Here is a 14,744-nt window from a genome sequence, read left to right as displayed (position 1 = left end):
AATATATGTTCGACTTTAGTATAGTAACAAACTGGATACATGAGCTACTGCTCTCCATTATGCCGGAGGGATTAGCCATCTTTATAGAATGTGTAGCTGTCGGCGTGTGCCTCGTAGCACTGTATGCCATCCTGGCTATCATATTGATCTACATGGAGCGTAAGGTCTGCGGTTTCTTCCAGTGTCGTCTTGGACCGAACCGTGTTGGTAAATGGGGTTCTATCCAAGTGGTCTGCGACGTGCTCAAAATGCTGACCAAAGAAATCTTCATGCCGAAGGGTGCCGACCATTTCCTTTACAATCTTGCTCCATTCATGGTGATTATCGCTTCATTCCTGACTTTCGCTTGTATTCCTTTTAATAAAGGTGCGGCGATTCTGGACTTTAATGTGGGCGTGTTCTTCCTGTTGGCAGCTTCCAGCATTGGAGTTGTCGGTATCTTGCTGGCCGGTTGGGGTAGTAACAACAAATTCTCTTTGATCGGTGCCATGCGAAGCGGTGCACAGATTATCAGTTATGAACTTTCTGTTGGTATGAGTATCATGACAATGGTAGTGCTGACGGGAACCATGCAATTTTCTGAAATCGTAGAAGGACAAGCTAATGGTTGGTTCATCTTCAAGGGACATATTCCTGCGGTCATTGCTTTCATCATCTATCTGATTGCCGGAAATGCAGAATGTAACCGTGGCCCGTTCGACCTTCCCGAAGCAGAAAGTGAGTTGACTGCCGGATATCATACTGAATACTCTGGTATGGGCTTCGGTTTCTTCTATCTGGCAGAATATTTGAATCTGTTTATCGTAGCCAGTGTTGCCGCCACCATCTTCCTGGGAGGATGGATGCCGCTGCACATTGTTGGTTTGGATGGATTTAATGCTGTAATGGATTATATTCCGGGCTTTATCTGGTTCTTCGCCAAAGCATTCTTTGTGGTATTCCTTCTGATGTGGATCAAATGGACTTTCCCACGCTTGCGTATCGACCAGATCTTGAATCTGGAATGGAAATACCTGGTCCCAATTTCTATGGTAAATCTATTACTAATGGCATGCTGCGTAGCTTTCGGCTTCCACTTTTGATAAATGAAAATTATGGAATATAAAGATAAAAAATATACGTACTTAGGTGGTCTGGTGCATGGCATCAGTACACTGGCAACGGGTATGAAAACCAGCATCAAGGTATACTTCCGTAAGAAAGTGACCGAGCAATATCCCGAAAACCGGAAAGAGCTGAAAATGTTCGACCGTTTCCGTGGTACGCTGAATATGCCCCACAATGAGAATAATGAACATCGCTGTGTAGCTTGCGGACTGTGTCAAATGGCCTGTCCGAACGATACAATCAAAGTGACCAGCGAAACCGTCGAAACAGAAGATGGAAAGAAGAAGAAAATCCTGGCAACCTATGAATATGATTTGGGTGCCTGTATGTTCTGCCAGCTCTGTGTCAATGCTTGTCCGCACGATGCCATCACGTTCGATCAGAACTTCGAACATGCAGTCTTCGACCGGACGAAACTTGTCCTGAAGTTGAACCACGACGGTAGTAAAGTAATAGAAAAGAAAAAAGAAGTTTAGATATGGGATCAACACTTGAAACAGTAGTATTCTACTTTTTGGCAGCATTTATTATTGCTATGTCCATCATGACGGTGACTACCCAACGTATCGTACGCTCGGCCACCTACCTGCTCTTCGTGCTCTTCGGCACGGCCGGCATCTATTTTTTGCTGGGTTACACCTTTCTGGGTTCCGTTCAGATTATGGTTTATGCCGGTGGTATCGTCGTTCTTTATGTATTCTCCATCCTGTTGACCAGTGGAGAAGGCGACCGGGCCGAGAAAGCAAAACGAAGTAAAGTCTTAGCCGGACTCTTCACTATGATTGCCGGTTTAGCCATTATCCTTTTTATCACACTGAAGCACGATTTCATGCAGACAGCTAATTTGGCCCCGCAAGAAATTAGCATTCATGCTATCGGGAACGCTTTATTAAGTAGTGACAAATACGGTTATGTATTGCCTTTCGAAGCTGTCAGCATATTATTGCTGGCGTGTATCATCGGTGGCATCATGATTGCACGTAAGAGATAGGAATTTTAAGTATTAACTATCAAAATAGAGTTCGAATATGATACACATGGAATATTACCTGGTAGTTTCTACCATCATGATGTTTGCAGGAATCTATGGATTCTTTACCCGCCGAAATACACTGGCTATCCTGATTTCTGTAGAGTTAATGCTGAATGCTACGGACATCAACTTCGCCGTATTCAATCGTTTCCTTTTTCCGGGGGGAATGGAGGGTTATTTCTTTGCACTCTTTTCCATCGCCATCTCGGCTGCGGAAACTGCAATAGCTATCGCCATCATGATTAACATTTATCGTAATCTTCGAAGCATTCAGGTGCGCAATCTGGACGAGTTGAAGTGGTGATTTGTTTCATTCCCAGGAACAAGGTGTTTCATCCCTTGAAACACTTCGTTTCACACCGAGAAACAAAGTGTTTCTCACCGAGGAACAACTAGTTTCACACCGGGAAACCAAACAGAAGGTCCGAGTATAGTGATTATCAGCTATAAGACCAAGAATTAATAATAATAACTCAAGTAATTAAATAAAACTGTATGGAACTAACAATTCTAATACTCCTTCTTCCTTTCTTCTCCTTTCTCATATTGGGAATCGGAGGTAAATGGATGTCCCACCGGACAGCGGGTACAATCGGTACGCTGATACTGGGAGCAGTAGCAGTACTATCCTACGTTACAGCTATCCAATATTTCTCCGCTCCACGACTGGAAGACGGAACATTCGCCACACTGATGCCTTACAACTTCACGTGGCTTCCTTTTACAGAGACTTTACACTTCGACTTGGGCATCTTGCTCGATCCTATATCGGTAATGATGTTGATCGTCATCTCTACAGTGTCACTGATGGTACATATCTACTCTTTCGGTTACATGAAAGGAGAAGTCGGTTTTCAACGTTATTACGCTTTCCTATCCCTATTTACCATGTCTATGCTGGGATTGGTCGTTGCAACCAACATCTTCCAGATGTACCTTTTTTGGGAGCTGGTGGGGGTAAGTTCTTACCTGCTAATCGGTTTTTATTATACAAAACCGGCTGCCATCGCTGCTTCCAAGAAAGCGTTTATTGTTACTCGCTTTGCTGACTTGGGCTTCCTGATCGGTATCCTGATTTACGGATATTACGGTGGTACATTCGGATTCACTCCGGATACAGTATCCTTGATAAGCGGTGGAGCTTCTATGCTTCCGTTGGCTCTCGGACTGATGTTTGTCGGTGGTGCCGGTAAAAGTGCCATGTTCCCGTTGCATATCTGGTTGCCGGATGCAATGGAAGGTCCTACTCCGGTCAGCGCATTGATTCATGCGGCTACCATGGTAGTTGCCGGTGTATATCTGGTGGCACGTATGTTCCCACTTTTCATTACATACGCACCGAATACGCTGCACATGGTTGCTTGGGTAGGTGCATTTACAGCATTCTACGCGGCAAGTGTGGCTTGCGTACAATCAGACATTAAACGTGTACTGGCTTTCTCTACCATTTCACAAATTGGCTTTATGATGGTAGCTCTGGGTGTTTGTACTTCCATGAATCCACACGAAGGAGGTTTGGGCTACATGGCTTCCATGTTCCACCTTTTCACACATGCCATGTTTAAGGCATTGCTCTTCCTCGGTGCAGGTAGCATCATTCATGCCGTACATTCTAATGAAATGTCCGCTATGGGAGGTTTACGCAAATATATGCCGATCACTCACTGGACATTCCTGATTGCTTGTCTGGCTATTGCCGGTATTCCTCCGTTCTCGGGCTTCTTCTCGAAAGATGAAATTCTGGCTGCTTGTTTCCAATACAGCCCTGTAATGGGATGGGTGATGACAGTCATCGCTGCAATGACAGCTTTCTATATGTTCCGCCTTTACTACGGTATTTTTTGGGGCAAGGAAAACAAAGAACTTCATGCACATCACACACCACACGAAAGTCCGTTGGCTATGACTTTCCCGTTAATGTTCCTGGCTGTTGTAACTTGTGGAGCAGGATTTATTCCTTTCGGACACTTCATCAGTTCGAATGGTGAATCTTATTCTATCCATCTCGATCCGTCAGTAGCTATTACGAGCGTTGTTATTGCGATTATTTCGATTGCAATCGCTACATGGATGTACAAGAATGCCAAACAGCCTGTTGCTGATTCGTTGGCAAAACGATTCAAAGGTCTGCACAAGGCAGCCTATAATCGCTTCTATATTGATGATATCTACCAGTTTATTACGCATAAGATTATCTTCCGCTGCATCTCTACTCCTATCGCATGGTTCGACCGTCATGTAGTGGATGGATTCTTTGACTTCCTGGCATGGGCCACCAACACAACAAGCGACGAGATTCGTGGTTTGCAGAGCGGTCAGGTACAACAATATGCGTATGTGTTCCTTTGCGGTGCATTGGCACTTATCCTACTGCTGATTCTCTAAATAGTAAATAGTAAATCTTTAAATAGTAAATCATAAAGATGAATTTCTTATCCATATTCGTACTTATCCCCTTATTGATGCTGGCCGGACTTTGGGCAGCACGAGGAATCAAAGCCATCCGGGGGGTTATGGTTACTGGCGCATCGGCACTTCTGATTGCCTCCGTCGTACTTACATTCCTGTATCTGGGAGAGCGTAGCGCCGGAAACACGGCAGAAATGCTTTTCCGTGCAGATACGCTTTGGTATGCCCCGCTTCACATATCTTATTCAGTAGGTGTTGACGGAATTTCGGTAGCCATGTTGTTATTGTCTGCTGTCATCGTATTCACCGGTACATTCGCTTCCTGGCGCCTGCAACCGCTGACGAAAGAATATTTCCTCTGGTTCACCCTGTTGTCTATGGGAGTATTCGGATTCTTTATATCCGTCGATTTGTTCACCATGTTCATGTTTTATGAAATTGCGTTGATACCGATGTACCTGCTGATTGGTGTATGGGGATCAGGACGTAAAGAATATGCAGCCATGAAACTGACCCTTATGTTGATGGGCGGTTCCGCTTTCCTATTGATCGGTATTCTCGGAATCTATTTCGGCTCGGGAGCAACCACCATGAACCTTCTCGAAATTGCACAGTTGCACAACATACCTTTTGCACAGCAATGCATCTGGTTCCCGCTGACTTTCCTCGGCTTCGGTGTATTGGGCGCCCTTTTCCCGTTCCACACATGGAGTCCTGACGGTCACGCTTCTGCCCCGACTGCCGTATCCATGCTTCATGCCGGAGTATTGATGAAACTGGGAGGTTACGGATGTTTCCGTATCGCCATGTATCTGATGCCGGAAGCAGCCAACGAACTTTCCTGGATATTCCTGATACTGACAGGTATCTCTGTAGTCTACGGAGCCTTCTCCGCTTGCGTACAGACCGACTTGAAATATATCAATGCTTATTCATCCGTATCTCACTGCGGACTGGTTCTTTTCGCCATTCTGATGCTAAACCAGACAGCAGCAACAGGAGCAATCCTTCAAATGCTTTCACACGGATTAATGACAGCCTTGTTCTTTGCTCTGATCGGTATGATATATGGACGTACACACACACGTGACGTTCGCGAACTTGCCGGTTTAATGAAAATTATGCCGTTCCTTAGTGTATGTTATGTGATTGCCGGTCTTGCCAACCTCGGTCTGCCGGGATTAAGCGGTTTCATTGCTGAAATGACCATCTTCGTCGGCTCTTTCCAGAACAACGACGTATTTCACCGCACACTGACCATCATCGCCTGCTCTTCGATTGTGATTACCGCAGTCTACATCCTGCGCCTGGTAGGTAAGATTCTATACGGAACCTGCACCAACAAACATCACCTCGAACTGACCGACGCAACTTGGGACGAACGTGTAGCCGTTATCTGCCTCATCGTTTGCGTTGCCGGACTAGGTATGGCTCCTTTCTGGGTTAGCCACATGATTGGTGAAAGCGTATTACCGGTTGTCTCACAACTAATCCCCTAACTCATAAATCATAATTCTTAATTCATAAATAAACAAGATGGATTATTCACAATTTCTAAATATGCGAGAAGAGCTGTCGCTCATAGCTGTCTTACTGCTGCTATTTCTAGCTGACCTCTTCATGAGTCCGGATGCACACAAAAATAGTGGGAAAGCACGCCTGAACACCATGTTGCCCGTTATTCTGATGGCTATCCATACGGCTATCAACTTGATTCCGGGAACTGCTACCGATGCATTCGGTGGTATGTATCACTATGTACCGATGCACACAGTTGTTAAATCGATCCTGAATGTCGGTACACTGATTGTTTTCCTGATGGCGCACGAGTGGATGAAAAGAGAAGACACTTCATTCAAACAAGGAGAATTCTATGTGCTTACACTCTCTACCTTGTTTGGTATGTATCTCATGATTTCCGCCGGACATTTCCTGATGTTCTTCATCGGTCTTGAAACAGCTTCTATTCCGATGGCAGCATTGATTGCCTTCGATAAATACCGTCACAACTCTGCCGAAGCAGGTGCCAAATACATTCTGACAGCTCTTTTCTCCAGTGCATTGCTGTTGTTTGGTCTGTCCATGATCTATGGTTCTGCCGGGACTCTTTATTTCGATGACCTCCCTGCCCATATCGACGGAAATCCGTTACAGATCATGGCATTTATATTCTTCTTCACAGGAATGGCGTTCAAGTTATCACTGGTTCCGTTCCACTTATGGACAGCAGACGTTTACGAAGGCGCTCCGAGTACAGTTACCGCTTATTTGAGTGTTATATCAAAAGGATCGGCTGCATTTGTATTATTGGCCGTTCTTATCAAAGTATTCGCTCCAATGATTAATGACTGGCAGGAAGTACTTTATTGGGTAACCATCGCTTCTATCACTATTGCCAATATATTTGCTGTCCGTCAGCAAAACCTGAAACGTTTGATGGCGTTCTCCAGTATTTCGCAAGCGGGATACATTATGTTAGGCGTTATCGGAGGTACAGCACAAGGCATGACAGCTTTGGTATATTATGTATTAGTGTATGCTGCCGCCAACCTCGGAGTATTTGCCGTTATCACTATCGTGGCATTACGCAGTCAGAAATTCACACTCGAAGATTACGCAGGACTTTATAAAACGAATCCCAAAATCGCTCTTTTGATGACTCTGTCTCTGTTCTCATTGGCAGGCATCCCTCCGTTTGCCGGATTCTTCTCTAAGTTCTTTATCTTCATGGCTGCTTTCGATGCAGGTTTCCACTTGCTGGTATTCATCGCATTGGTAAATACAGTGATTTCATTATACTACTATCTATTGATTGTAAAAGCAATGTACATCACTCCTTCCGACAACCCGATTCCTACTTTCCGCAGCGACCGTTGCACAAAATGGGGACTGGCACTTTGCACATTGGGTATCATCGGACTGGGTATTGCAAGTATCGTATATCAATCCATCGATAAACTGTCGTTCGGAATTTAAACGGACTACACCTTTTCACCAAAGAAACGGTCTTGGTTTCATGTCAGTATCAATCGACATCAAAACCAAGACCGTTTCTTCTATATAAAAGCCGCTTTTATTAATGAGGAAGGAAGATATTCACCTGCCTTATTACCACTCTACCGGGCACAGTTCATCTCTTCCGTCACGATCACTCCGGGAATAGTAAACCAAAACCTTGATCCTTTTCCTTTTTCAGAATCAACGCCAATCCGCCCACCTAATTGTTCAACGATGCTCTGACAGATAGAAAGTCCCAATCCTGTACCGTGTACAAAAGAATTAAGCTTCACAAAACGCTCAAAGATATGTGGCAACTGCTCTTTTTCAATACCGATGCCTGTATCTTCGACATAAAACTCCAATTCTCCGTCTTTTAGTTTATACCCCACATGAATACTTCCTTCAGAGGTAAACTTCATTGCATTATTAACAAAATTAGAGATCACCTGATGTATACGGTTACGGTCACTAATGACATGACAAACCGGAAGATGACCATCAAACACCAGTTCCACCTCTTCTTTCGCTTTCATCCCCATAGAGCGGACAATATCCTCACATAACAGATTTACATCTACATCTCCGTTAGTAAACTCAAATGTACCCGCTTCAATCTTTGACAAATCGAGTATATCTGAAATTAATTGCAACAAAAGTTCATTATTCTCACGTACAATCTTAATATACTCCTGACGTTCTGCCAGCTCTTCAGTTTCTACCAGCAAATCGGAGAAACCGACAATGGCATTCAGCGGCGTACGGATTTCATGACTCATATTGGCAAGGAAAGCACTTTTCAAACGATCCATCATCTCTGCTTTATCACGTGCCTGAATCAATTCGGCTTCAGTCTCCTTCAATTCTGTAATGTCATAATTAATACCGATAATTTCTATTTCATTTTCTTCCGGTTTATAATTGGTGACCATTACATTACTGCTGACCCAATTCCATTCGTTCTTCGTTCCGGGACGACGAATACGCATCTCCCCTTGGAAATGCCTCCTTTTTCCGTCTCTGACTCCATCATAAAAATCGAGGAAACGCTTGCGGTCTTCGGGATGCATTTGGCTATAAACTGCTACCACCTCACTCAAAGGAATATCTTCCTCCTCACCTAAATTCTTATACCACTGTTTTATAGCATAACCTTTGCGGTTCAAGAGATTCAATTTGGCATATCCTACTTTTGCATAATCGGATATCATCAAGAAGAAATTCTCAAAATCACGAATACGGTTCATTGCATCAATACGCTCCGTATTGTCAATGCTTATTAAAATATATCCGCTGAAGTTGCCCTCATTATCATATAGTTTACTAACCTTCGAATATAGTTCTATCACATTAGAACGGCTTGTCTCATAATATCCTCCTGCTTGCTCAAAAGAATAATTAAGTCTGAAATCCACCAGATCTTCATTCCGCACACGATCACGAATCCCCTGCGGCACATTCGGATTCTCAAAGAAATTAACCCCTATCACATCCGATTTATTCACTACACCGAATATTTCTAAATCCTTATTATTCAAATCTATCAAATAGCCGTCCTTATCGTAGATCTCTACTCCTGCCGGAATATTAGCAAAGATATTCTTAAAGAGTTTTTCACTACGATCCAATGCCCGGTTAGCTTGTACCGATCCCGTAGAATCGAGGAATAGACCGACTATTTCGTCCTTTCCGGGAGAATAAATAACCCAATGCGTATACCGTTCCGTTCGAGGGAAATATTCATCTTTCTCTCTATAAGAATTACTATCCAGTATTTCTTCCAGAAAATTAAGTTTTTGGAGATAGTCAGGATGCTTTTCAGATGCCAAAGAACCAATATACGACTCCAAAGGAAGCCCGAAAAAGGTTGAACTGACCTCATTCGCATCCGTCACCCGATAATCGCAAGGTTTATTATTCTCGTCACGGATAATGGACATACGTATATATCCCATCGGCATAAAATGAAACAGATTATTTAGGAAAGTCTGTTCACGGATTACCTTGTCCTTAGTTTTACGCAACTCGATACAGATATTTATAATATTTCCCAATGAGGAGAACCATTGAAAATCTTCATTACTCCAGTCATGGTAAGTCTCAACCAGATCAATCCCCATATATCCCCAAACGCGGTCGCCTGTCATCAAAGGAGTCACCATTAACGATTTGATTCCCTGAACTACAAGAATCTGATATTCATCAGGAGCCTCTTCTAATAACTGCTCCAGTGTATTTAAAATAATTGGCTTGCCCGATAATATCTGTTCACTCCACCATTTTGACTCACTGGCAGGCATGTCCTGCAGATTGTCTATCTCTGCCGACACTCCTTCAGAAACAACTTCGTAGATACAACTATGATGGGCATAAATTTCGTCGTATTCAAAAATATAAACACGACCTTTCCCATTATAAAGATTCAGAATATCTCTTAAAATATCTGCGATACAAGATTCTACTGCCTCATCACGTAGGAAACGAAGCAACGATTGCGAAACAAAATTCTGACGACAAGGCAAATCGTTCACACGCCTTAATGCATCCCTTTGATCTTCTTCCTTGGGAGCCTCAACGCGCTGGATTATTCCGAAAGACTTATCACCTCCATCAACACCTGTACCCTTCTCACGAAAAGCCAGACGGGTATGCAACCAGACCTCGCCATATTTCGAATGAATAGGGAAAGTTTGTTCATAAAAGTCCTTATGGATAGAAGAATTTGCCCGGAACTCCTGGGCAATCTGCTTGCGGTAATCTTCACGTATCAGATTCAAAAAATCCGAAGCAGAGATAGTATTACCATCCAATCCCAAAAGATCACAAAGATAATCGGAACATAAATAATATCCTGCCGTTAAATCTACTTCCCACCACCCGATTTGTGCAAGAGAAGCCATTTTTCTGTATCGCTCGTTGTCTGTTTGCATATTTTGTATCATTGTAAAACAATAGGTTGACAAATATACAAAAAAGGTAATCACTCATACCATAAAGGAGCAAATAAAAAAGCTAAAAGAAGATTACGAAAATAAATAAATAGAATATGGGAGAATCTGTTTGTTACAAATTCTCCCACACCTCCTATTGAAAAATATACACTTTGCTACTCTATATCTTATTTATAAGGAAGAGAAATTATATCCGCTCCAAGTGAACAGGGATGCATCTGCACCAGTATTCGTAGTCGGCTCGGTAAATGTATTCAATGTACCGTTCAGCTTATTCTTAAAACTCAATGTATGGGTGATGCTGATGCTGGAAGCAGCACTTCCTGCCCCTTTACTGTCATTCATATCAATCAAATCGATTGTACCGCCGGAACCTTTGACAAGGGCATTGGTGATCGTAGCTTTTGCTCCACGACGGATTTTAATCACGTCTTGCATGCGGTCTGCATTATCCGTTGTATTGGCAGCATTATTTACGATTGTCATATTTTCAACCGCAAAGTCTGACTGACGTAAATGATCCGGATAAATGCCATCCAAGTTACCATCTGCTTCAATGCCGCGCGGATCTGCTTCCGTACTGGTATAACCGCTTTCCCAAACGCCATAGCAGTTTTTCAATTTACCGGAATATCCTTGAGTGAAGTCGAACATATCATCATCCGGGTTCACAGCCAACAAGTTGGTTACATTCACCGTACCGCCAAAGAATTCGATGGCATCATCTGCGCTCTCAAGAATGTAGATATTCTCGATCTTGGTACCGTTTCCAACACCGTTCAGTGTCAATCCGTTGTGCTCGATATCAGCAGTAGAGCGAGCACCGGCATAGCAGATTTTCACATAAGTCAGTGAACCGGAATTGTCATTATCGACATTACCACCGTATTTATAGTTGTTGTCGATTTCCGTCAGACCTGTATCACTCTTATTGGCGTTCGAACCGGAAATCGGAGCTTTACCATTGATAATGATTCCTCCCCAATAGCCGGATGTAGGGGTTGTTGAATTGGCAGTGAAAACAATCGGTTTATCAGCTGTACCGTCAGCATAAAGTTTACCGCCTTGTGCTACCAGCAGATAACTGCTGAAACCTTCGCGAGCCTTAATTGTTGTTCCGGCAGGGATATTCAGACGGCCTCCATTTTCAATGACTACCGTTCCGTTCAGAATATATTCCTTAGCTTCCAGTGTCTGTTCTCCGGTCAGCGTGCCGGACAGGATATTTTCGCCCACAACAATAGAGCTACCGGTCCCACCGTTGTTTCCACCATCTCCGTTACCATCACCGTCTCCATCACTATCACTGCTACATGCAGTCAATGTAAGTGCTGTTGCCATAACGGCAAACGTCATAAAGTTCACAAACAATCTTTTCATTTTGCTTTCATTATTAGTTAATAATCTTATTTCATCACCCGGCTTAGAATGTACACGACACTCCCAGGCTTATATTTATTCCTTTCTTATAATCATTCAATATCACCTTTTCCCCGTTTTCGTTCGCTTTGCGGCTTAACTTATAAGAGGGATTCAGCAGGTTGCGGGCTTTCAGGTTAAGGGAAAGATGCTTGTTCAGTTTGGCTTGGGACACAAAATCCAGTGTCAGTACTCCCTGCTCCATCATATCCTGATACCCCTGTGTGCCAATGGTATATATTTTATCACTCACATAATTAAGTACCAATGTATTGACAAAACTGCGTTCTCCTTTCGTGAAGTTATGCGAGAGGTCGAAATTGACAATCCACGGTGCGGCTCCTTCCAGTTGCGAACCGGTGGTAACCGTTGCCAAAGGCATTTTTGCATTCGTGTAGATATAAGAGCCATTCAATCCCAAAGAGAGTTTATTCATTCCGTGCGCAGCATTACTCACCGGACGGACAAACAGAGTCTTACGTATTTCTATCTCCACTCCTGCCACGGTTGCCTTATCCGCTATATTCTCATAAGAAAGATAACCTCCGGCGCTTGCCACTTCGATGCGGGATATCGGATTCTTAATCAATTTATAGAAAGCTGTGAGAGAAATCAACTCGGTCGGAGTGGGATTAAAGTCCCACTTCAGATCAAGGTTATAATGATCCGAAGGTTTCAGATTGGGATTACCCTGACTGTTGAAGTTCACGCCGACATAACGGTAAGGAGATATTTCCTTTGCCTGCGGAAGCGTATATGTTTTACTAACTCCCAGGCGAAACGAGTTTTTATCATTCAGATTGTATTTGAGATTCAAGCTGGGCAGGAAATAATCTTTTTGGATGGTATTGTTTCCTTTAGAGCCTCCACGATTCACATTGTAATCCACTTCAATATCTACCTTGTCGTATTTCAGTCCCAGATTCACAATCCAACGGGGAGTAAACTGGTAGGTAGCCTCGGCATAAGCGGAATGAATATTCTTTTTTACGATGTATTCATCTAAGTTCTTTTGTATCTTGAACCAGTCGGAAGCAAAGTTTTCCTGATTATAATAATCGTCAAGCGAGAAGTCGTCTAAAGAAGGGATGGCAGAAACATGTCCTACGGTCAGGTTATATTCCGTGGCTTTGAAGTTATCATCTACGAATCGGCCTGTATATCCGAAACGGACATTCGAAATCTCTTCTATATTATCTTTCAGACGATAGACCAAGCCTGCTTTTACATTCAAGTCGTCTTCATCTAAAGTTGAGAAGTAGCGCTGTTGTGAGTTGCCCCTTAGCAACGTATAGCCGTCTTCCGCTTTAGTCAGGTTATTGATACGACGATCCGGTTCATATCCTTTCACCATATTATAGGAAGCACCTGCATCGAGACTTAATGATTTGGTCAATCCCCAGTTAGTCATTAGTTGGTTAACGATCAGCATATTGTCATTTGTTTGTTGGCGACGGGTGAATCCGAGGTTTTCATAGTCGTCACTAAAAATCGAGTTCTTGCCGTTGTAATCGCCCACCGACTGGGTATTGGCATGAATCATCATCAAATTATAACTGATGTGATGACGATTCTGCATATCGAAATCCACATTGGCAAGTGCCAGCTGACTAATATTCTCCGCATACTTCTTACCATTCATATCTTTATATACCGTACCGCTGGTAGTGGTATTACGTATGATTTCATCCGTATACTGATAGTCCGTCGTATGCCCGGCAGTCAGGAAGAAAGAAAGCGGATTTTTGTTTTTTCCGACATAGAATCGTTTACCTCCGGAAATACTGTAACTCCGGTTGATTTGAAGATGTTGAGCGGAAGGGTCTAACTTATTTCTGAAGTTCCATGAGTTTTCATCGGCAGGTTCGGTACGATTGGCAAAGCCCATGAAGTTCACTCCATCCTGTTTCAGAAAATCGGCTGCTACCGTTTGTGTATTCAAGCCACCGGAAATGCCGAATCCCAGATGACCGCTACCAATGAGTTCTTTGGATACAATATCAATGGTTGCCCCTCCGACATCGCTGCTGCCTCCCGCGTTGAATGCTTTATTTACGCCTACGGACTGAATAATGTCCGTACCGAAGAAATCAAGAGAGATATTCTTATATTCCGGGTCTTCGGAAGGAAGAGCAAATCCATTAAAAGTAGTTGCATTGTACCGGTCACCCAATCCACGGACAAAGACATTTTTCACTCCGTCTTGTTTAGACACTCCGGCAACTTTCGTCACAGCACCTTCTGCATCCGAAACACCCTTACGGGAAAGCTCCCTGACACCAACAGATTGTACGGCAATGACTGCTTTTTGCTGTTCGAGCAACAGCATATTCTCATTTTCCCTATTCTTCTTAGCTACAACCACCACATCGGCAAGTTCCTGTGCATCGGTTTCCAACTCCAGATTCAGTATCACCAGTTTTCCATTCTCCACACGCACTTTACGGCGCACTTCGGTTTTATAGCCTACATATTTAATCTCAATATCATACATACCTTCCAGAACGCCCATGCTGTTCAATTCGAAATTACCCTCCATATCGGTCACTGCTCCGGCTTGAGTTCCGAGCAAACGTATCGTAGCTCCTATCAAAGGTTCCTTGGATAGTTTGTCTTTCACAGCTCCTTTAATCTTGATATTGGCAGCCAATGCAGGAAGTACACACAACAGGCAAAAGAAGGCCGCCACTGAAAATCGGATAAGAAATAGTTTTTTCATCTAACTTTGCTCTACGTTTTAATTACGCTGGCAAAGATAGAGGGTGAGCATTACAACCGTAAGACGAAAAAAATACAATCTATTGAAAGAGTCATTGCAAGATGATGAC

10 protein-coding genes are annotated in these 14,744 nt (G+C 43.3%); 7 read left to right on the top strand and 3 right to left on the bottom strand.

All coding sequences use genetic code 11. The features are described from left to right. The first annotated feature begins 5 nt into the window (after positions 1-5). The 7 genes from nuoH (at position 6) to KTR06_RS07575 (ending at position 7,525) form a co-directional block, all read left to right on the top strand. The gene (gene nuoH / locus KTR06_RS07605) at positions 6-1,082 is read left to right on the top strand and encodes an NADH-quinone oxidoreductase subunit NuoH (RefSeq protein WP_004312111.1); all 1,077 of its coding nucleotides are present in this window, start codon (positions 6-8) and stop codon (positions 1,080-1,082) included. A 12-nt stretch (positions 1,083-1,094) separates the two neighbouring features. Further along, a complete protein-coding gene (locus KTR06_RS07600; protein ID WP_004305338.1) occupies positions 1,095-1,583 on the top strand; it encodes a 4Fe-4S binding protein in 489 nt (162 codons plus the stop codon). Between the two features lie 2 nt (positions 1,584-1,585). Further along, entirely contained in the window at positions 1,586-2,098 is a 513-nt protein-coding gene (locus tag KTR06_RS07595; RefSeq protein ID WP_004312110.1) for an NADH-quinone oxidoreductase subunit J, read from the top strand. Positions 2,099-2,135: 37 nt separating this feature from the next. Further along, complete coding sequence (gene nuoK, locus KTR06_RS07590; protein ID WP_004312109.1) at positions 2,136-2,444, top strand: NADH-quinone oxidoreductase subunit NuoK; 309 nt, start codon at positions 2,136-2,138, stop codon at positions 2,442-2,444. Positions 2,445-2,635: 191 nt separating this feature from the next. Next, positions 2,636-4,525 carry an NADH-quinone oxidoreductase subunit L gene (gene nuoL / locus KTR06_RS07585; RefSeq protein WP_009039049.1) on the top strand — a complete coding sequence of 630 codons (1,890 nt, stop codon included), beginning with the start codon at positions 2,636-2,638 and terminating at the stop codon, positions 4,523-4,525. 38 nt (positions 4,526-4,563) lie between these two features. Next, positions 4,564-6,048, top strand: coding sequence for a NuoM family protein (locus tag KTR06_RS07580; protein ID WP_004312107.1), 1,485 nt, complete (start codon positions 4,564-4,566; stop codon positions 6,046-6,048). Positions 6,049-6,085: 37 nt separating this feature from the next. Next, on the top strand, positions 6,086-7,525 hold the full coding sequence (locus KTR06_RS07575; protein ID WP_004312106.1) for an NADH-quinone oxidoreductase subunit N: 1,440 nt from the start codon (positions 6,086-6,088) through the stop codon (positions 7,523-7,525). A 140-nt stretch (positions 7,526-7,665) separates the two neighbouring features. Here the strand turns inward: KTR06_RS07575 and KTR06_RS07570 are convergent, their stop codons facing one another. From KTR06_RS07570 to KTR06_RS07560, 3 genes are all read right to left on the bottom strand, one after another. Further along, complete coding sequence (locus KTR06_RS07570) at positions 7,666-10,476, bottom strand: ATP-binding protein (protein WP_217290157.1); 2,811 nt, start codon at positions 10,474-10,476, stop codon at positions 7,666-7,668. 192 nt (positions 10,477-10,668) lie between these two features. After that, the gene (locus tag KTR06_RS07565; protein ID WP_061448026.1) at positions 10,669-11,877 is read right to left on the bottom strand and encodes a hypothetical protein; all 1,209 of its coding nucleotides are present in this window, start codon (positions 11,875-11,877) and stop codon (positions 10,669-10,671) included. Between the two features lie 43 nt (positions 11,878-11,920). Further along, entirely contained in the window at positions 11,921-14,635 is a 2,715-nt protein-coding gene (locus KTR06_RS07560; RefSeq protein ID WP_217290156.1) for a TonB-dependent receptor, read from the bottom strand. Between the last annotated feature and the right edge of the window lie 109 nt (positions 14,636-14,744).

The organism is Bacteroides sp. MSK.20.12 (assembly GCF_019052435.1).
Lineage (GTDB): Bacteria > Bacteroidota > Bacteroidia > Bacteroidales > Bacteroidaceae > Bacteroides > Bacteroides xylanisolvens.
This window is presented reverse-complemented; position numbering and strand designations above follow the sequence as displayed.

What these genes read in the sequence shown, in the direction of transcription:
- nuoH (WP_004312111.1), top strand. Translation starts at nt 6, where the DNA reads ATGTTCGACTTTAGTATAGTAACAAACTGGATACATGAGCTACTGCTC.
- KTR06_RS07600 (WP_004305338.1), top strand. Translation starts at nt 1,095, where the DNA reads ATGGAATATAAAGATAAAAAATATACGTACTTAGGTGGTCTGGTGCAT.
- KTR06_RS07595 (WP_004312110.1), top strand. Translation starts at nt 1,586, where the DNA reads ATGGGATCAACACTTGAAACAGTAGTATTCTACTTTTTGGCAGCATTT.
- nuoK (WP_004312109.1), top strand. Translation starts at nt 2,136, where the DNA reads ATGATACACATGGAATATTACCTGGTAGTTTCTACCATCATGATGTTT.
- nuoL (WP_009039049.1), top strand. Translation starts at nt 2,636, where the DNA reads ATGGAACTAACAATTCTAATACTCCTTCTTCCTTTCTTCTCCTTTCTC.
- KTR06_RS07580 (WP_004312107.1), top strand. Translation starts at nt 4,564, where the DNA reads ATGAATTTCTTATCCATATTCGTACTTATCCCCTTATTGATGCTGGCC.
- KTR06_RS07575 (WP_004312106.1), top strand. Translation starts at nt 6,086, where the DNA reads ATGGATTATTCACAATTTCTAAATATGCGAGAAGAGCTGTCGCTCATA.
- KTR06_RS07570 (WP_217290157.1), bottom strand. Translation starts at nt 10,476, where the DNA reads ATGCAAACAGACAACGAGCGATACAGAAAAATGGCTTCTCTTGCACAA.
- KTR06_RS07565 (WP_061448026.1), bottom strand. Translation starts at nt 11,877, where the DNA reads ATGAAAAGATTGTTTGTGAACTTTATGACGTTTGCCGTTATGGCAACA.
- KTR06_RS07560 (WP_217290156.1), bottom strand. Translation starts at nt 14,635, where the DNA reads ATGAAAAAACTATTTCTTATCCGATTTTCAGTGGCGGCCTTCTTTTGC.